The organism is Sphingopyxis sp. (genome assembly GCF_965279725.1).
GTDB lineage: Bacteria > Pseudomonadota > Alphaproteobacteria > Sphingomonadales > Sphingomonadaceae > Sphingopyxis.
Genome location: NZ_CBDIIL010000001.1, coordinates 846471 through 864483 on the forward strand (window position 1 = coordinate 846471; position 18013 = coordinate 864483).

An 18013-nucleotide genomic window follows, 5' to 3' on the forward strand; every position below is an offset into this window, starting at 1 on the left:
CATAGGGAGAGATATGCCCGACAGCGCCCAGCCTTATGACCTCATCATTATCGGCGGCGGCGTGAACGGCGCCGGGGTCGCGCGTGATGCCGCGGGGCGCGGGGCGCGGGTGTTGCTGCTCGAGGCGGGCGATCTGGCGCAGGGAACGTCGTCGGCGTCGACCAAGCTGATCCATGGCGGGCTGCGCTATCTGGAGCATTATGAATTCGGCCTGGTGCGCGAGGCGCTGAAGGAGCGCGAGACGTTGTGGGGCATTGCGCCGCACATCATCTGGCCGCTGCGTTTCGTGCTGCCGCACCGGCCAGGGCTGCGTCCGCGCTGGCTGCTGCGGCTTGGGCTGTTCCTCTATGACCATATCGGCGGGCGCAAGAAGCTGCCCGCGACGCGGTCGATCGACCTGCGCCGCCACGTCGCAGGCGAGCCATTGCAGCCGCAATATACCCATGGCTTTGAATATTCGGACGGCTGGGTCGATGACGCGCGGCTGGTGGCGCTCAACGCGCGCGATGCCGCCGAGCATGGCGCCAAGGTTCGCACCCGCACCCGCGCCGACATGCTGCGCTGCGAGGACGGATTGTGGGTGGTCGAGGCGAGCTGCGCCAATGGGCATCAATACCGTTTCACTGGACGCGCGATCGTCAACGCCGCCGGGCCAGCGGTGCTCGACCTGCTGAAGCGCGCCGATGCCGAACCCGACCATGCGATGCGGCTGGTGCGGGGGTCGCACATCGTCGTGCGGCGGTTGTTCCAGCACGACTATGCCTATTTCTTCCAGCTCCCCGACGGGCGGATCTTTTTCGCGATTCCCTATGAGCGCGACTTCACGCTGATCGGCACCACCGACGTCGATCACGACGGACCGGCGAGTGAGGTGCGGGCGAGCGCCGACGAAATCGCCTATCTTTGTGAGGGCGCGAGCCTCTATTTCCGCGAGGCGATCACCCCCGCCGACGTCGTGTGGACCTATTCGGGGGTCCGGCCGCTGATCGAGGATGGCTCGGGGCGTCCCGAAGCGGCGACGCGCGGTTACCGCATCGACCTCGACATGGAAGAAGGCGCGCCGCTGCTCACCATTTATGGCGGCAAGATCACCAGCTATCGCCATGTCGCCGAGGCCGCGGTCGACGAGCTGGTGGGCCATGTGTCCGCTCTGTCGAGGAAGCGCTGGACGGCCAAGGCACCGCTGCCCGGCGGCGATTTTCCGATCAGCGGCGCCGCGGCGCTCAAGGCCGAGATCAAGCTTGCGCATCCTTTCCTGACCGCCGCGACGGTCGATCGCATCGTCAAGGCCTATGGCACCGATGCGCGGCGCTGGCTGGGCGATGCCGATGGCTGGGACGCGCTGGGCGGCGAAATCGCGCACGGGCTGAGCGTGGCCGAGGTGGCATGGCTGGTCGAGCAGGAATGGGCGCAGACGACCGACGATATATTGTGGCGGCGCAGCAAGCTGGGGCTGCATTTCAGGCCGGATGAGGTGGCGAAGCTGGCAAGCTGCCTGGATGCACGCCCCGAACCCCGCCGGGAATGATGCCCTATCTTGGTCCGTTCGCATCGAGCGAAGTCGAGATGCCGTAAAGCGGTGCGCCAACGATGGGTGTCTCGACTTCGCTCGACACGAACGGGATTAGGGGATCAGTTGGTGATCAACGCACCCTAGTCATCCACACCATATTGCTCCGCGAGCTTGGCACGGCGCACTTGCCATGTTTCAGCGAGCACCGGCACGTCGCGCAGCGCGCGGAGGTCGGCGGGGCGATCCTTTGCTTCGCCGCCGATCAGCAGCGCGAACAGCGATGCCAGCGGCCAGTCGGGATAGGGACGTTCCGCCAGTTCGAGACTGTCGCCCGCCCGCACCTCCCCCGCTTCGAGAACGCGGTAGTACCAGCCGGTCCGCCGCGTCTTGACGACCTGCGCCATCACGCCCTTCGTCCCGAAGCGGTGGTCGAGTTTCCAGCACGGCTGGCGCGCCTGGCTTACCTCGACCAGCGCGGTACCAAGGCGGAAGCGGTCGCCGAGGCAGACATTGGTTTCATCGAGGCCCGTCGTGGAAATATTCTCGCCGAACGCCCCGGGTGCATCGAGCAGCGGCACGTCGCCCAGATACTGACGCCACCAATCATAATGGTCGGCAGGATAATGGTGGATGGCTTTGTCGACGCCGCCATGGACGGTACGATCGGCCTGCTCGTCCCCCGCGAGACCCATCGCGCCGACCGCGATCGCTTCGACGACCGGCAGTTTGCCGATCGCGCTCGGTTCGTCTGCGCCGCGAAAGGGACGCACCTGACCCAAAAGGACCGCTAGAATCGGCGTTTGCATGGGCGATTGATACGCCGCACGGCGGAAATGGCAATCGCCCCCCGCCCGACAAGCTGGCTTGCCAACGGCGTCGCCGCGCGGGACAAGGCGGCGATGGAATCCGGGCAGCAATCGATCAACCTCGCGGTGCAACGGCTTGGCCTCGCCGAGCCCGGCGACGCGGCGCTGGTCCGCAGCATTGCCGTGGAGGCGCCCGTCTCGATCGAGGTTGGCGGCATAGGCTATGCGGTGATGATGGCGACCCCGGCCGATCTGGAGGATTATGGCCTGGGCTTTGCGCTGAGCGAGGGTCTGGTCGAGACGGCCGATCAGGTCGAGCGCATCGACGTGCATCCGGTCGAGGGCGGCTGGGCGCTGCGCCTCTGGGTACCGGCCGAACGCAAGGCAATGGCGCTGGAGCGCGCGCGCCAGCGGGTGAGCGAGAGCAGCTGCGGGCTGTGCGGGATCGAGAATATCGAGCAGGTCTTGCGTCCCCTCCCTCCGCTGACCGCGCGCATCGCGACCGACCGCGCCGCGATTGCTACGGCGCTGGCTGCATTGGCGGACCACCAGCCGCTCGGTCGCGCGACGGGCGCAGTGCATGCCGCAGCGTTTTGCTCGCCTGACGGCGCTATCCTGCTCGCGCGCGAGGATGTCGGGCGGCACAATGCGCTCGACAAGCTGATCGGGGCGCTGGCGCGGGCGGGGACCGACCCGGCGGCCGGTTTCATCCTGTTATCGGCGCGGTGCAGTTATGAGCTGGTCGAAAAGACGGTGCGCGCGGGATGTCCGATGCTGGTCACCATTTCGGCGCCGACCAGCCTGGCGGCGGAGCGTGCGGTGCAGGCGGGGCTGACGCTGGTCGCGCTGGCGCGCGCGGACTCGGCGCTAGTCATCAACGATGCACGCGGGATGATCGCGTGAAGACGCTCGGCGCGGTGCTCGCGGGCGGGCGGGCGCGCCGCTTTGGTTCCGACAAGGCGGCCGCGATGCTCGATGGGCAGACGCTGCTGGATCATGCGCTGGCGGCGCTGCGCCCGCATTGCGACGCGGTGATCGTTGTCGGCAGGGGCGAAATCACCGACTGGCCGCGCGCGGACATGGGGCCGCTGGGGGGCATCGCCGCAGCTCTGATCCACGCATCCGATCAGGGCTGCGATCAGGTGCTGACCGTCTCGGTCGATTGCGTGCGCCTGCCGCCCGACCTGCGCGCGTTGCTCCAACCGGCTCCAGCTTTCCTGGCAACCCAGCCGGTGATCGGCCTGTGGCCCGTTGCGGTGCTCGACGACCTGAAGGCGGTGTTGACGGATAGCGACGATCTGGCCGTTCGCGCTTTTGCCCGCCGGATCGGCGCGCGCGCGGTGGCGAGCGACTTCGTGCCGCCAAACATCAACAACGTCGCCGATCTGGAGCAGCTGCGGGATCTATGACCCGCCGATGGCGTTTACCGTGAACGCCAATATGCCCATGTTGAAGATGAACGCCGCCATGCAATGGCCGAGCACGACGCGGCGCATATGCGCGCCCGATATGGCGACGTCCGACGTCTGGAACGTCATCCCCAGCGTGAAAGCGAAATAGAGGAAATCGGGGTATCCGGGCTCCTTGGCCCCCGGCACCTCGATGCCGCCTTGGTCGCGCCCGCCCACCTGCAGATAATAGAGGTGCGCGTAGTGGAGCGTGAACACCATGTTCGCGAACAACCATGCCAGCGCCAGCGTCGCGATGATCAGCGCAATTGCGCTGCGGTCGAGCGCGCCCGGACCCGCGATCAGCGTCCCGACCGCAAACAGGATCACCAGCGACAGCAGCACCGCGATCGCGAGCAGCCCGGCGCGGTTAGCGTCGTTGCTCTCCGCCGTGCGCCGCATCCGATCGGCATCGGCGCCGAGCAAGGGCGCGATCGCGGCCAGAAAGACGAGCGTGGCGATGTCGAAGCCGATCAGTAGCGCGGTGCGCGGATCGCAGCCGAACGCCGATGCGCCGCCGCCCGCGACGATCAGCGCGGCGGCAAAGATCAGGAAACGCGCCGGGGCGATGCGGTGACCGACGGTGATGTCGGCGCGCTTAGCCAACGGCGGTGACCGCGACGACGCGCACCGGGATCGCCTTGGCCGCCGGACAGCCGCTGGTCTTGTCGTAAAAAGCGAGCGGCAACAGCGGGTTGAGCTCGGGATAATAGCCCGCGACCGAGCCGCGCGACATCGGATAGGCGATGATCGTCAGCCCCTCGACCCGGCGGCGGGCGCCGTCGTCGGTGATCGTTTCGAGCGCGACCTTGGCGCCGGCCTCCAGCTTGCGGTCGGCGATGTCATCGGCGTTCATGAACAACACCATCCGGTCGTTATACACGCCGCGATAGCGGTCGTTGTAACTGTAGATCGTCGTATTGAACTGGTCGTGCGAGCGCACGGTCGCCAGCCGCAGCATCGCCGGGTCGGCAACCGGCGCGTTCACCGCGAGTCCTGGCAGGACCAGGAAAGTGGCCTTACCGTTCGGGGTCGCCCAGACGCGGCGGCGCGGCGGGATGTCGAGGTGGAAGCCCGTCGGCGCCTTGATTCGCTCGGCGAAGCCCTCGTAAATCGCGGGATAGACCGCGGCGATCTTGTCGCGGATCAGGCTGTAATCGTCGATATAGCTGGCCCAGCCGGTCTTGCTGTTCGGCAACGTCGCCATCGCCATGCGGCAGACGATTTCGGTTTCGGTCAGCAGATGCGCGCTCGCGGGGTCGAGCACGCCGCGCGAGGCGGTGACGTTCGACATCGAATCCTCAATCGTGACGAACTGTTCGCCCGCCGCGGTCTCGATCCGTTCGGAGCGCGCGATGACGGGCAGGATCAGCGCGTCCTTGCCGTGGACGAGGTGGCCGCGGTTGAGCTTGGTCGCGATGCCGACGGTCAGGTCGAGCTGGCGCATCGCATCATAAGACCGGTCGGTATCGGGAACCGCGCGGACAAAATTGCCGCCAAGCCCGATGAAGACCTTGGCGGTGCCATCAAGCATCGCCTCGACCGATTCGACCGTGTGATGGCCATCTTCGCGCGGCGGTTCGAACCCGAACACATCGCGTACCTTGTCGAGATACGCCTGGCTCGGTTTCTCGTCGATGCCGACGGTGCGGTCGCCTTGGACATTCGAATGGCCGCGGATCGGCGAAATCCCCGCCCCCGGCTTACCGAAATTGCCTTTGAGCAAAAGCAGATTGGCGATCTGCTGGACCAGCTGCGACCCCATCTGATGCTGGGTGACGCCCATGCCGTAACAGATGATCGTGGCGTTCGAGCGGATATAGATTTCGGCGCAGCGCCGGATCTGCGCCTCATTCAGCCCCGATGCGGCGACAATCGCGGGCCATTCCTGCGCGGCGATGTCAGCCTGAAGCGCCGCAAAACCATCCGTGTGCTGCGAGATAAAATCATGGTCGAACACCGCCTCGCCCGCGGCCTCGCGCTCGAACATCACCTTCATCATGCCCTTGATCAGCGCCAGGTCGCCGCCGATCTTGATATGCACGAACTCGCTGGTGACCTCGGTCGAACCGAAGGTCGCCATCTGGACGATATCCTGCGGCTCGGTGAAGCGGACCAGCGCGCGTTCGGGCATCGGGTTGACCGCGACGATCGGCACCCCGCGTTTCCGCGCCTCGACCAGCGGGGTCATCATTCGCGGGGCGTTGGTCCCGGCATTGTGGCCAATCAGGAAGATCGCCTCGGCATGTTCGAAATCATCGAGGATCACCGTGCCCTTGCCGATGCCGATCGAATGCGGCAGTCCGCGGCTGGTCGGTTCGTGGCACATGTTTGAACAGTCGGGAAAGTTGTTCGTCCCGAACTCGCGCACAAAGATCGAATAAAGGAATGCCGTCTCGTTCGCGGTGCGGCCCGAGGTGTAGAATTCGGCCTGATGCGGGCTGTTCAGGGCGCGCAGGTGCCTGCCAATCAGCGCAAAGGCATCGTCCCAGCTGACCGGCACATAGTGATCGGTCGCGGCGTCATAGCGCATCGGCTCGGTCAATCGCCCCTGCATTTCGAGCCAATAGTCGGACTGTTCCATCAGCGCGGACACGCTGTGCTCGGCAAAAAATTCGCGCGTGACGCGGAACTTGGTTGCTTCATGCGCGAGCGCCTTCGCGCCATTTTCGCAGAATTCGAGCTTTTTGGTGCAGCTTGCGTCGGGAAAGGCGCAGCTCGGGCATTTGAACCCGCCGGGCTGGTTCATCGCCAGCAGCGCGCGCGATCCTTTACCGACGACGCTTTGTTCCATCAGCACCTTTGCCGTTGCGGCAGCGGCGCCCCAGCCACCCGCCGGGCTGGTGTAAGTTCGATAGCGGGGTTTGTCCTCGGCCATAGTGCGCGGATTAGCGCAAAGCGGCGTGCTTTTCTATCGGTCGCCGAATTTTAGCGTGAAACAGACGCCGCGTCCCTCGGCGCCCGCGCCGCTGGTGAGGTTGATGCCCGCAGCGGCGCACAAACGCCGCGAAATATCGAGGCCGAGCCCGCTGCCTTCGCTCGCTTCACCTTTGACGAACGGGGCAAACGCATCGGTTGTCGTGCCAAGGCCGGGTCCGTCATCGCTGATCGTCAGGCAATCATGCCGAAATTCGATGTCCAGATGGGCGGCCGCCGCGTGCTGGAACGCGTTGCCAATCAGATTGTTGAGGACGAGCTGCAACGACGTCGGCTCGACGACGATCGCCGCATCGCCCGCAACATCGTTCGACACGGCAAGCTGGTTCGCCGGAAAGCGCACCGCCGCTGCCGCGATCGCCTTTTCGACCATGGGCCGCAAGGCGACGCTTTGCGTCGGCAACGCATCACCCTCGCGCGCCAGCGCCAGCAGCAGGTCGAGCGTTTGCGTCATGTCGATCGTCGCGGTTTCGATCCGGCGCAGCGCTTCGGGGATCAGCGCGGGCAGGTCGCGGCGCAGCGCGATGACTTCAGCAGCGCCGCGAATGACCGCCAGCGGGGTGCGCAGTTCGTGGCTGGCGTCGCGGGTGAAGCTGCGCTCGCGGTCGACAAAGCCGCGGATGCGCTGGAACGCCTGTCCGAGCGCACCCGCCAAAACCCCGATCTCGTTCGCAGGATAATCCTCGACCCGCACGACGGGGACGGTTTCGCTGCCGCCATCGGCGACGTCTTTAGCAAGCCGACTCAGCGGGCGCATCGCGCGATTGGCGAGCCACCAGCCGAGCAACGCCATCACCAGCGCGATGAACAGGCTGAGCCCGATCAGGAACTGGATCATCCCATCGCGCACGGGGCGGACGAGCAGATAGCGGCTGACCTCGGCCACCGCGACGGCAGGCGTTCCCCCCGGAGCCGCGCCGGGGCGCCGGTCGAGCGTGAAATGCGCGACGTGATAATGACGCCCCGCAGCGCCGTAGAATTCGATCTGCTGGGGGTTGGCCGCGACCTGCTGCGCGAGATCAGGCGGCAGGCCGAGCTTGTTCGGATAGATTTTGATATAGGCCAGTTCCGGCGTCGATAAGGATCGGCCGCGGCGCCAGCTTTGCTGCTGCCTTTCGATCTCGCGGGCGACAGCGGTACTGAATAGCCGATCCTCAAGCGTGTAGGCAAAGATGAAGGCCGCCAGCCCAAACACCGCGCTGGTCGCCAACACGGTGGCGACCAGCGCGACCATCACGCGGCGTCGCAGGCTGTAGCGTCGCAGGCTCATTGCGACGCGCTCAGGCGAAAGCCGATGCTGTGGACGGTTTCGATCATCGGCGCGCCGAACGGCTTGTCGACGATTTGCCGCAGCAGATGAATGTGGCTGCGGAGCGCATCGGACGATGGCGGCTCGTCACCCCACAGCTTGCGTCCGATCTCGGCGCGAGTGACCGCTTGGGGCGACGCTTCGGCGAGCAACAGCAGGATGTCCCAGAGCAGCGGCGACAGCCGCAGCAGCTGACCGGCGCGCGTCGCGCTCCGCATGTGCCGGTCGATGGTCAGCGGGCCGATGACGATGCTGTGCGATTGCCCGAGCCGCGGGCGCTGCGCCAGCGCGGTGATCCGCGCGGCCAGTTCAGCGAGCGAAAAGGGTTTGACCAGATAGTCGTCGGCACCGCTGGCAAAGCCCGCCAGCTTGTCGTCGAGGGTATCGCGCGCTGTCAGCATCAGGATCGGGATGCGGTGGTCGGCGCGGCGGCGGATCTCGGCGCACACGCTGAGCCCATCGCGGCGCGGCAGCGCGAGGTCGAGCAGCACGACATCGACCGGGCGCATCAAGGCCTCGCGCACCCCCGCTTCACCATCGGCGGCATAATGGAGCCGATGTCCCAGCGCCTCGAGATAGTCGATGACATTGCCCGCCAGATCGGCGTTATCCTCGACCAGCAAGATGTCGAATGCGTCGTTCAAGCGATGTCCTTTGTCCGCCCGCCCCTTGTTCCACCGCAAATCCTTGGCGATGCAAGGTCAAAATAGCGTCAAAACGGCTTTCACATCGTTCTGACGCCCGGCCTGCCAGACCGGCGGCATCCTGACCCAATGTGGAGCGAGACGATGCACAAGCAGAAGAAGAATTTGGCGATGTTGGTTGTGGGCCTGCTGACCGCAGCCCCCCTGCCCGCACAGGCGCAGGCCGATAGCGGCGCAAAGGCGGACCGCGTGCTCCTGGTCGTCAGCGGCCATGGTGCCGACGCCGGAAAAACGCGCCCCGGCTTCGAGATGGATGAATTGTCGCAGGCCTATGCGGTGTTCGCGGACAATGGGCTGACCGTCGACATCGCGAGTCCGGCCGGGGGTGTTGTCGTCGCCGACGGATTCGATCCCAAAAAACCCTATAACAGCCGCTTCATCGCCGACCCGGCCGCGCAGGCAAAGTTCGCCTCGACGCTCTCCTTGGCCAGCGCGCGCAGCGAGCGTTACGCCGCGGTTTTCATCATCGGCGGCAAGGGCGCGATGTTCGACCTGCCGGTCAATATCGACCTCAAGACTTTGCTCGCGCAAACTTATGAAGCGGGCGGCGTGATCGGCGCGGTCTGCCACGGCCCCGCCGCGCTGATGAACGTGCCGCTGAAGGACGGCAAATCGCTGATCTCCGGACGCGCCGTCACCGGCTTTTCGAACGAGGAAGAATTGCTGTTTGGCAAGCGCTGGGCCGCGGCCTTCCCTGTCCTGCTCGAAGACGGCCTGCGCGGCGCGGGCGCACAATTCAGCGAAGCGCCGATGATGCTGAGCCATGTCGTGTCCGACAACCGCATCGTCACCGGCCAGAACCCGTACTCAACGTCGGACGCGGCCGAAGCCGTTGTCCGTGCGATGGGCCGCAAACTCGCGCCGCGCGAACCCTTCACCGACGAGCGCAGCATCGCGCTGATCGGGCGGATGCTGGCAGGCGACGTTCCCGGGGCGCGCCAATCGCTCAAAGCGAACACCGCGCAATATGACGTCCCCCTCATCGCCGCGTGGGGGCTTTACCGGTCAAAAACGCCGGGCGCCGATCGCAAGATGATCGAAGGCGCGATCACCGCGATGGAAGTCGCACTGCCGCATTATGACGAACCGCAGTTGGTCGCCGCGATCGCTGAAGCCCGCGCCAAGCTGGCGAAAGCGCAGTGATGCCATCGCTCTCGCGTCGTCAGGTCGTGGCGGGTGCGGCGGCTGTGGCCGCCGCTGCCGGGACAGCGGGCTTTGTCGGCTTTGCCGCCGAGCCGTCGGCCGCCCCGCCTTCGGGCCCGCTGCCGATGGCGGCGCTCAAAGCCGATCTGGCGGTGTGGCGCCGCGCGGTGCTCGAACGTCACCCACGCTATTATGGGCAGACGATGTTGGAGGCGCCGGTCGAGGCCGCGTTCCGCATCGCCGCCGCGTCGATCGACGGTGCGCTGACGCGCGAGCAGGCGTTTCCCATCTTCGCGCGGATCAATCCGACCTTTCGCGATGCCCACACGCTGCTGTTGCCGTGGTTGTCGGGCGAGGAGCCCGGGGATGCCGAACGCGCGAGCCAGTTCCCCTTCGGCGCCGCGATCGCGGCCGACGGGCAGCTGCGCCTGCGCAGCGGTTGGCGCAATGACACATCGGGCGAAACGCTGGCGCAGGGGGCGGAAATCCTCGCGATCAACGGCATCGCGACCCCCGACCTGCTCGCGCGCCTTGTCGCATACAGCCACGGCGAAACCGCCAAGCTGCGGATGCATATGCTGTCAGTGATGCTACCCGGCTGGCTCGACGCGGTGATGGGGTGGCGCGACCGGTTTGCGATTACTTTGGCCGGTGCGGCGCCGCCGATGACGCTGCAATGGGTGAAAGGCGCGCGATGGACGCCGGTCGAAAACAGCAAGGCGGCCGAAATGCCTAGGGTCGCATGGCTCGGCGCCGATGCCGCGCTGCTGCGCGTGCCGACCTTCGACGTCGATGAAGACCCTGCCACTTACAATACGGCGATTGATCAGGCCTTCGCTGCGATCACCGCACGCGGCGTATCGCGGCTGATCATCGACGTGCGCGGCAACACCGGCGGTCAGAGCGACGCGGGCGCGCGTGTCATCCAATATGTCCTGAACCGTCCCGCCGCGCAGGTGTCGCGGGCGCGCGAGCGGCTGAACGATGAGAATATTGGCGTGCTCGGTTATCGCGGTGACGCCGGGTCGATGCGCGAATTTGTCGTTGACGACGAACTGATCCAGCCCGCGTCCGCCAACGCGCGGTTCAAGGGCCGCGTCGCGGTGCTGATCGACGAGCTGACCTATTCGGCGGGGATTTTGTTCGCCACGACGATGCAGGACCGCGGACTCGCTACGCTCGTCGGCCGCCCGACCGGCGGCTTCGCCAACCAGACCGGCAACATGATGCCGACGCGCCTGCCCGCCACGGGCTTCACCGCCTTCATCGCCACCCGCGATTTCATCCGGCCGAGCGGCGACCAGCGCGTCGCGCCGGTGCAGCCGGACCTTGTCGTAAACGACGGTGCGAGCGAGGCGGCAATCATACAGGCGGCGCTGGACAACCTCGCCAAACCCGGCGGCACCATACGCCAGATTGACACGCCCGCAGGCTGAACGGGGCAACATCGGGGGCCGTGGTGCGTTGAGCTGTCATCCACCCACAAAAGGAGCCCCCCATGAGCGACGACATCAAGAAGCAGTTCTGGAAAGCACTGGCCGACAGCCCCTATGTCATGGTCGGCGCGACCGGCGAGCGCGAGCATCATATCCCGATGAACGCCCAGCTCGACAAGGACGCCGACGGTGCCTTCTGGTTCTTCACCTCGACCGACAATCGCTTGGCCAGCGGCGGCGCCGCGATGGCGCAGTTTGCCGCCAAGGGCCATGATCTGTTTGCCTGCATTTCGGGGACACTGGTGCATGAAAGCGACCGTGCGGTGCTGGACAAACTGTGGAACAACGGCATCGCCGCCTGGTACGAAGGCGGCAAGGACGATCCCAAGCTCGTCCTGCTCCGCTTTGACCTGGCCGATGCCGAAATCTGGACCGCCGACCCGAGCATCAAGGGCATCTTCAAACTGATGACAGGCATGACGATGAAGGAAGGCGAACTCGGCCAGCACGCCGAAGTGGCGCTATAGTCAAATCACGGGTGGCCCGATCCGCCCGTCACGAAACTCAAATCCCCCCTCCCGGTCCCGCGCCAGCAGCGCGGGACCGTCGAGATCTACCCACCGCGCGCGCTGTGCCAGCACGAACGCTGGCGCGATCGCCAGACTGGTCGACAACATGCACCCGACCATGATCGACAGCCCCGCGGCATCGGCCGCATCGGCGATCCGCAGCGCCTCGGTCAGCCCACCCGCCTTGTCGAGCTTGATATTCACCCCGTCGTAAAAGGCGCCGATGCGCGCGGCATCGGCGGCGGTCTGGCAGCTTTCGTCGGCAATGAAGGGGATCGGCGCATAGACGGGGTCGAGCAGCGCGTCGGCGCCGACCGGCACCGGCTGTTCGACCATTTCGACCCCCAGGTCGGCCAGCGCCTCGGCCTCGCTCAAAATATCGACGTCACGCCAGCTTTCATTGGCATCGACGATCAGCCGCGCTTCGGGCGCGCCCTTGCGCACTGCGGCGACCCGCAAACGATCGTCTTCGCCGGTCAGCTTGAGCTTGAGCAGCCGATAACCGTCGGCCGCCGCAGTCGCCGCCTGTTCGGCCATCGCCCCCGGCGACCCGAGCGAGATGGTGAAAGCGGTCACCCGCGACGTCGGCGCGCCGTCACAGCCCGCAACCTGCCACAACCGCAGCCCCCGCTGTTTCGCCTCGAGATCCCATAGCGCGCAATCGAGCGCATTGCGCGCTGCGCCAGCCGCCATCAATTCCTGCACCGCCGCGCGCGCTTCGGCCGCACCCATGTCGGCGATATGCGTCGCGGCGCGCAAAATCTGGTCGCGGCACCCGGCGGCGTCTTCACCCAGATAATAGACCGGGGTTCCTTCGCCGCGCCCGATTGCACCATCGCTCTCGAACTCGGCAACGACGACATCGACAAATGTCTTGGCGCCGCGCGCGATAACAAACGATCCTGCGACCGCCCAGCGTTCGACCCGCGCGCCTTTCAGTTGGATAGCCATCGTCCGATCATAGGCGAAGCCCATGATCTCACAACAGCGTCGTCGCGAGCGGAGCGAAGCAGTCCCGCGTGGCGCCAAGCCGCCCTGAATCGCTTCGCTCCGCTCGCAATGACGAATAAATTATCTATGGTGCGGCGATGACCGGCAAATCCCTTTCCGAACGCATCGGCGACCTTGGCCACCGCCTCGCGGTCGAGGCCCACGCCGCATGGCTGGCGGCACGCGATCCGCGGGTGCCGATGCTCGCGCGCATATTGGCGATCGCCGTCGCCGCCTATGCGCTGTCGCCAATCGACCTGATCCCCGATTTCATTCCGGTACTCGGCTGGCTCGACGATCTCATCATCGTCCCGCTCGGCCTGTTGCTGGTGCGGCGGCTGATCCCTAACGATCTATGGGTCGAACTCCACGCCGCCGCCGAAGCCGAAGCCGATCGCCCGTCCAGCCGCACCGGCATGGCGTTCATCCTGCTCCTGTGGGCAGGGCTGCTCTATCTGGGATATTGGGCGGTGCGCACGTCGCCCTGGCATTGAACCCGGCAGGTCAAAGCGACGGAAAATGAACCTTCTGCGTTAGGAAAGCGGTCATTCTTCTCCGTCACCCCGGACTTGATCCGGGGTCAACGGCCTCTCGCGCCGCGCTGTGCTGAGGGCGCTATAGATCCCGGATCAAGTCCGGGATGACGAAGGAATAGGTCCGCAAATGGGCCTCACCCGCCGTTGCTGCGGATCCACTTCTCAACCACCGGCGCAATATCGTCGCGCCACTTGCGGCCGTTGAAAATGCCATAATGGCCAACAGTTTTGGCCATCAGATATTTCTTCTTTTCGGTCGGCAGATTCCTGGTCAGTGTCAGCGCCGCCTTGGTCTGGCCGATCCCCGAAATATCGTCGCGCTCGCCCTCGATCGCCAGGATCGCAATATCCTCGATTGCGTTCAGGTCGACCGGCTCGCCACGGTGCAGCATCTCGCCCTTAGGCAGCAGATGGCGCTGGAATACGACATCGACGGTCTGCAGGTAGAATTCGGAGGTCATGTCGCACACCGAACGATATTCGTCGTAGAATTCCTTGGTCTTGTCGGCTTCTTCGCCATCGCCGTCGACCAGATGTTTGAACATCGACCAGTGGCTCATCATGTGATTGCCCAGGTTCATCGACATGAAGCCGGCAAGTTGCAGAAAGCCCGGATAGACGCGCCGCCCGGCGCCCGGATAATAGGCCGGCACCGTCGCGATGACATTTTCCTGAAACCACGCGTGCGGGCGGGTCATCGCATGCTGGTTGACCGCGGTCGGCGCCTTGCGCGTGTCGATCGGCCCGCCCATCATTGTCAGCGTCGCCGGGCGACTCTTGTTCTTGGTCGCGGCCATGATCGCCGCGGCGGCCAGTGCCGGCACCGACGGCTGGCACACCGCCAGCATATGCGCGCCGGGACCGATATGCTCCATCCAGCCGATCAGATAGTCGATATAATCGTCGAGATCGAACTTGCCCGCCTCCAGCGGCACATTGCGCGCGTCGCGCCAGTCGGTAATCCACACGTCATGGCCGGGCAGCATCCGTTCGACGGTGCCGCGCAGCAGCGTCGCATAATGGCCTGACATCGGCGCGACGATCAACAGCTTGGGTGCGCCTTTCGTACCCTTATGCTTGAAGTGCTTGAGTTGGCCGAATGGCTTGCGCGCCTCGACGACCTCGGTAACCCGGACGCTCTCGCCGTCGACTTCGGTCTCGTACAGCTCGAACCCCGGCTTGCCGCGCGGGATCGATGCGTGGGCAAACACTTCCAATGCTGATGCAAACATCGAACTGCCGCTGAAATAGCCCAGCGGGTTGGCGGGATGCTGCATCACTTGCGCCCCCGCGGTCGCGAGCGCACTGGCTCCCGCCAGCCAGTTCTTTTGCATTTCAAAGGCGTGATACAACATGGTGGTTCGGTTCCTTGGCAAGCCCCGGCGCTCTTTGACGCCCGTTTATTGGGGTCAGTCTAGGGCTTCGGTTTTATTGTGCAATGCATCAGAATCATCGCGGGCCGGATATTTGTCCATATTCTGGCCGCACCGCGCGCCTTTTGTTCGCGCACCCGATCCTCCACCCCTGCTTCATAGTCCTTGAAGCCCAGCATCATTCTGCGTCGTTGAGCGCGGGCATTGCCGCTGCTAGGGCGGGTGCGATGGCCAGCACCCCTGAACTTTCCGCCGCGAAAGCCCCCGCCGAACCCCGCCGCAAACTCGGCAGCCTGCGGATGATCTGGCATTATGCCAGCGCCTATCCGCTGCAGCTGGTCATCGCGGCGGTCGCGCTCGGCATTGCCGCGATCGCGACCCTCGCTATCCCTTGGCAATTCAAGGAAATGATCGACAGCGGCTTTGTCGCCGGCGGCGGCGACGTCGCCCCGCATTTCCGGCTGTTCTACGGCATCGTCCTGACCCTCGCCGCCGCCACCGCGCTGCGTTTCTATTTCGTCAGCTGGCTCGGTGAACGCACCGTCGCCGACATCCGCCAGGCGGTTCAGCGCAACCTGCTCCGCCTCGCGCCTGGCTTTTTCGAGGAAAACCGCCCCTCCGAAATCGCCTCGCGAATGACGTCGGATACCACGATCATCGAACAGGTAGTCGGCACCACCGTGTCGGTGGCGCTGCGCAACATGGTGATGGGGATCGGCGGCATCGCCTATCTCTTCACCCTGTCGCCCAAACTGACCGGCGGCATCCTGCTCGGTATCCCGGTGATCATCATGCCGATCGTCCTGCTCGGCCGAAAGCTCCAGAATGTTTCGCGGTCGAGCCAGGACCGCGTCGCCGACATCGGCGCCACCACCTCCGAACAGCTCGGCGCGATGAAGATCGTTCAGGCGTTCGGACAGGAAGAACGCGAGGCAGGCCGCTTTGCCGCGGCGGTCGAGGCGACCTTTGCCACCGCCAAACGCCGCATCCGGCTGCGCGCGATCATGACCGCGATCGTCATCGGCCTGTTGTTCGGCGCCATCACCACCCTGCTGTGGTACGGGGCCGAAGGCGTCGCCGCGGGCACGATCACCGGCGGGACCATCGCCGCCTTCGTCCTCACCGGCGGGCTGGTCGCGGGTGCGTTTGGCGCCCTCACCGAAGTTTACGGCGACCTGCTGCGCGCTGCGGGCGCCGCCGAGCGGCTGAGCGAGCTGCTCAATGCCGAGGCGAGCATCGCCCCCCCGGCCCAGCCGCGCGCCTTCCCAGAGCCCCCCCGCGGTACGCTCGAATTCGCGAACGTCGAATTCCATTATCCGACCCGTCCCGACGCACCCGCGCTGCATGATTTCAACCTCGCGATCCGGCCGCGCGAAACCGTCGCCATCGTCGGTCCCTCGGGCGCCGGCAAATCGACCCTGTTCCAGCTGGCCGAGCGTTTTTACGATCCGCAGGCGGGGCAGGTCCTGCTCGACGGCGTCCCGCTCACCGAAGCCGACCCCGCCGATATTCGCGCTCGTATCGCGATGGTCCCCCAGGAAACGGTGATCTTCGCCTCCTCGGCGCGCGACAATCTGCGCTACGGCAATTGGGATGCCACCGACGATCAGTTGTGGGATGCGGCGCGCGCCGCCAATGCCGAGGAGTTTCTTCGCAAGCTGCCGCAGGGGCTCGATACCTTCATGGGCGAAGGCGGCGCGCGGCTGTCGGGCGGCCAGCGCCAGCGCGTCGCCATCGCCCGCGCCCTGCTGCGCCGGTCGCCCTTACTGTTGCTCGACGAAGCAACGTCGGCGCTCGACGCCGAATCGGAAAAGCTGGTGCAGGACGCGCTCGAAGTTCTGATGCACGATCGCACGACGATCGTCATCGCGCACCGGCTCGCCACCGTGCGCGCCGCCGACCGCATCATCGTGATGGACAACGGCCGCATCGTCGAGGAGGGCAAGCACGACGAACTCGTCGCCGCCGACCGCCTCTACGCCCGCCTTGCGCGGCTGCAATTTCAGGACAATCTCGCCGCGGTCTGACCCGGCCTCGACCACCACCGCGACCGCCCACCGCCCTTAAAAGGATGTGACGATGCTCTATGAATTGACCGTGCCCGCTTACGCCAACGGCCTGCGCGCGCTATCGGCGCAGCTCGACAAGGCGCTGGCGTGGGGCGCCGAAAATGGCGTCGGCGAATTGCAGTTCATCGTCGCACGGCTCGCGCCCGACATGTTCCCGCTCGCGGCGCAGGTTCGCAGCACCTGTTCGCAGGCGATACAGCCGCCTACCCGCCTCGGCGCGGCCGGCGCCCCTGCGCTGACCGACGACGCCACCGACTTTGCCGGGTTGCAGGCCCAGATTGCGGCAACGCTGGCGTGGCTGGACACCGTCGATGCCGCGATCCTCGACAGCGACCCCGACCGCGCGGTCAGCTTCGACCTGCCCAACGGCATGGCCTTCGACATGACCGCACGCACCTATGTTCGCGACTGGGCGCAGCCGCAGTTTTATTTCCATCTCGTGGCGGCCTATTCGATCCTGCGCCACATGGGCGTGCCGCTCGGCAAGGCCGACTATGTCGGTTACGTGACGCGCTATCTGCGTCCCGGAACGGCGCCCGCCACCTGACGGACAACCGGGCACGATCGGCAATCAGCGGTCAGATAACCGCCGCATATCGCTCGATACCGCGAAAGGCGATCGTCGACCCGCCGTTGCGCCGGATCGCGCCGATCGCCTGATCGACGCGCAAATAGCGCGCCCGCGCTTCGGGTTCGAACATCAAGGTCGCCGGATCGGGCCGATCCGAAGCCGTTTTCACGAGCTGGCCCAGCTGCGCCAAGTCGATCGCCTCACCGTTCCAGCGGATCACGTCCGCGGTGTCGATGGTGACCCGGTTTTCGTCGCGCACCTGTGCCAGACCTGGCTCGACTCCCGGCAACGTCACGTCGACGCTATGCGTCGGCGGCGGAATGGTGATGATGAACATCACCAGCATGACCAGCATCACATCGATCAACGGGGTGGTGTTGATGTCGGGGTCGCCATTGGGGTCAGCGCGAAAAATGCTGCGATGAAATAGGCTGCGGCGTCGGCGCATCGTCTCTCTCCCGCTTCGGGCAGGCCGGGCCGCGATGGGCAGGCGCCCGCCCCCTCGTCAAGGGCTCAAGACCATCCCGCGCCCTTTTGTAATGGTATATCATAAAGAACTTCTAGCAAGCGAAATTTGGCTACGGCATCGGACGGCCATCGCCACATGCC

General features: G+C 65.5%; 17 protein-coding genes. 9 read left to right on the forward strand and 8 right to left on the reverse strand.

All coding sequences use genetic code 11. From position 1 onward, the window contains the following. Positions 1–13 precede the first annotated feature (13 nt). The gene (gene glpD / locus ACQY6T_RS03960; RefSeq protein WP_428628637.1) at positions 14–1528 is read left to right on the forward strand and encodes a glycerol-3-phosphate dehydrogenase; all 1515 of its coding nucleotides are present in this window, start codon (positions 14–16) and stop codon (positions 1526–1528) included. Positions 1529–1653: 125 nt separating this feature from the next. Here glpD and ACQY6T_RS03965 read toward each other — a convergent pair whose 3' ends face one another. Further along, on the reverse strand, positions 1654–2319 hold the full coding sequence (locus tag ACQY6T_RS03965) for an MOSC domain-containing protein (RefSeq protein WP_428628640.1): 666 nt from the start codon (positions 2317–2319) through the stop codon (positions 1654–1656). Positions 2320–2412: 93 nt separating this feature from the next. Between ACQY6T_RS03965 and fdhD the strand changes: the two genes are divergently transcribed. Together fdhD and mobA are read left to right on the forward strand one after the other, a co-directional pair. Continuing rightward, positions 2413–3222, forward strand: coding sequence for a formate dehydrogenase accessory sulfurtransferase FdhD (gene fdhD / locus ACQY6T_RS03970; protein WP_428628847.1), 810 nt, complete (start codon positions 2413–2415; stop codon positions 3220–3222). Then, on the forward strand, positions 3219–3728 hold the full coding sequence (mobA, locus tag ACQY6T_RS03975; RefSeq protein ID WP_428628641.1) for a molybdenum cofactor guanylyltransferase: 510 nt from the start codon (positions 3219–3221) through the stop codon (positions 3726–3728). The genes fdhD and mobA overlap by 4 nt, the downstream gene beginning before the upstream one ends. Here mobA and ACQY6T_RS03980 read toward each other — a convergent pair. Genes ACQY6T_RS03980 through ACQY6T_RS03995 form a run of 4 tightly spaced genes read right to left on the reverse strand, consistent with a single transcriptional unit; the run spans position 3723 to position 8657 of the window. Continuing rightward, on the reverse strand, positions 3723–4373 hold the full coding sequence (locus ACQY6T_RS03980; protein ID WP_428628644.1) for a DUF1345 domain-containing protein: 651 nt from the start codon (positions 4371–4373) through the stop codon (positions 3723–3725). The two genes, mobA and ACQY6T_RS03980, sit on opposite strands and share 6 nt — an antisense overlap. Next, positions 4366–6645 carry an FdhF/YdeP family oxidoreductase gene (locus ACQY6T_RS03985; protein ID WP_428628646.1) on the reverse strand — a complete coding sequence of 760 codons (2280 nt, stop codon included), beginning with the start codon at positions 6643–6645 and terminating at the stop codon, positions 4366–4368. Before ACQY6T_RS03985 ends, ACQY6T_RS03980 begins: the two co-directional genes overlap by 8 nt. Positions 6646–6678: 33 nt before the next feature. Continuing rightward, a complete protein-coding gene (locus ACQY6T_RS03990; RefSeq protein ID WP_428628648.1) occupies positions 6679–7974 on the reverse strand; it encodes a sensor histidine kinase in 1296 nt (431 codons plus the stop codon). Beyond that, positions 7971–8657 (reverse strand): response regulator transcription factor, encoded by a 687-nt coding sequence (locus tag ACQY6T_RS03995; RefSeq protein WP_428628651.1) that lies wholly within the window; start codon positions 8655–8657, stop codon positions 7971–7973. Before ACQY6T_RS03995 ends, ACQY6T_RS03990 begins: the two co-directional genes overlap by 4 nt. Positions 8658–8801: 144 nt before the next feature. On the opposite strand from ACQY6T_RS03995, the gene ACQY6T_RS04000 reads away from it, so the two are divergent. The 3 genes from ACQY6T_RS04000 (at position 8802) to ACQY6T_RS04010 (ending at position 11823) form a co-directional block, all read left to right on the forward strand. Beyond that, the gene (locus ACQY6T_RS04000) at positions 8802–9860 is read left to right on the forward strand and encodes a type 1 glutamine amidotransferase domain-containing protein (protein ID WP_428628653.1); all 1059 of its coding nucleotides are present in this window, start codon (positions 8802–8804) and stop codon (positions 9858–9860) included. Continuing rightward, the gene (locus ACQY6T_RS04005; protein WP_428628655.1) at positions 9860–11296 is read left to right on the forward strand and encodes a S41 family peptidase; all 1437 of its coding nucleotides are present in this window, start codon (positions 9860–9862) and stop codon (positions 11294–11296) included. Before ACQY6T_RS04000 ends, ACQY6T_RS04005 begins: the two co-directional genes overlap by 1 nt. 62 nt (positions 11297–11358) lie before the next feature. Then, positions 11359–11823, forward strand: coding sequence for a pyridoxamine 5'-phosphate oxidase family protein (locus tag ACQY6T_RS04010; protein WP_428628658.1), 465 nt, complete (start codon positions 11359–11361; stop codon positions 11821–11823). On the opposite strand, the gene ACQY6T_RS04015 is transcribed toward ACQY6T_RS04010, so the two are convergent. Beyond that, positions 11824–12816 carry a dipeptide epimerase gene (locus ACQY6T_RS04015; protein ID WP_428628660.1) on the reverse strand — a complete coding sequence of 331 codons (993 nt, stop codon included), beginning with the start codon at positions 12814–12816 and terminating at the stop codon, positions 11824–11826. A gap of 137 nt (positions 12817–12953) precedes the next feature. Between ACQY6T_RS04015 and ACQY6T_RS04020 the strand changes: the two genes are divergently transcribed. Beyond that, positions 12954–13349: a YkvA family protein gene (locus ACQY6T_RS04020; RefSeq protein ID WP_428628663.1), complete on the forward strand. Its 396-nt coding sequence runs from the start codon at positions 12954–12956 to the stop codon at positions 13347–13349. Between the two features lie 176 nt (positions 13350–13525). Here the strand turns inward: ACQY6T_RS04020 and ACQY6T_RS04025 are convergent, their stop codons facing one another. Next, complete coding sequence (locus tag ACQY6T_RS04025) at positions 13526–14746, reverse strand: polyhydroxyalkanoate depolymerase (protein WP_428628665.1); 1221 nt, start codon at positions 14744–14746, stop codon at positions 13526–13528. A 245-nt stretch (positions 14747–14991) separates the two neighbouring features. Between ACQY6T_RS04025 and ACQY6T_RS04030 the strand changes: the two genes are divergently transcribed. Beyond that, positions 14992–16791, forward strand: coding sequence for an ABC transporter transmembrane domain-containing protein (locus ACQY6T_RS04030; protein ID WP_428628667.1), 1800 nt, complete (start codon positions 14992–14994; stop codon positions 16789–16791). 52 nt (positions 16792–16843) lie between these two features. Further along, positions 16844–17380 (forward strand): DUF1993 domain-containing protein, encoded by a 537-nt coding sequence (locus ACQY6T_RS04035; RefSeq protein ID WP_428628668.1) that lies wholly within the window; start codon positions 16844–16846, stop codon positions 17378–17380. Positions 17381–17411: 31 nt separating this feature from the next. On the opposite strand, the gene ACQY6T_RS04040 is transcribed toward ACQY6T_RS04035, so the two are convergent. Beyond that, a complete protein-coding gene (locus ACQY6T_RS04040) occupies positions 17412–17852 on the reverse strand; it encodes an ExbD/TolR family protein (RefSeq protein ID WP_428628671.1) in 441 nt (146 codons plus the stop codon). Positions 17853–18013 lie beyond the last annotated feature (161 nt).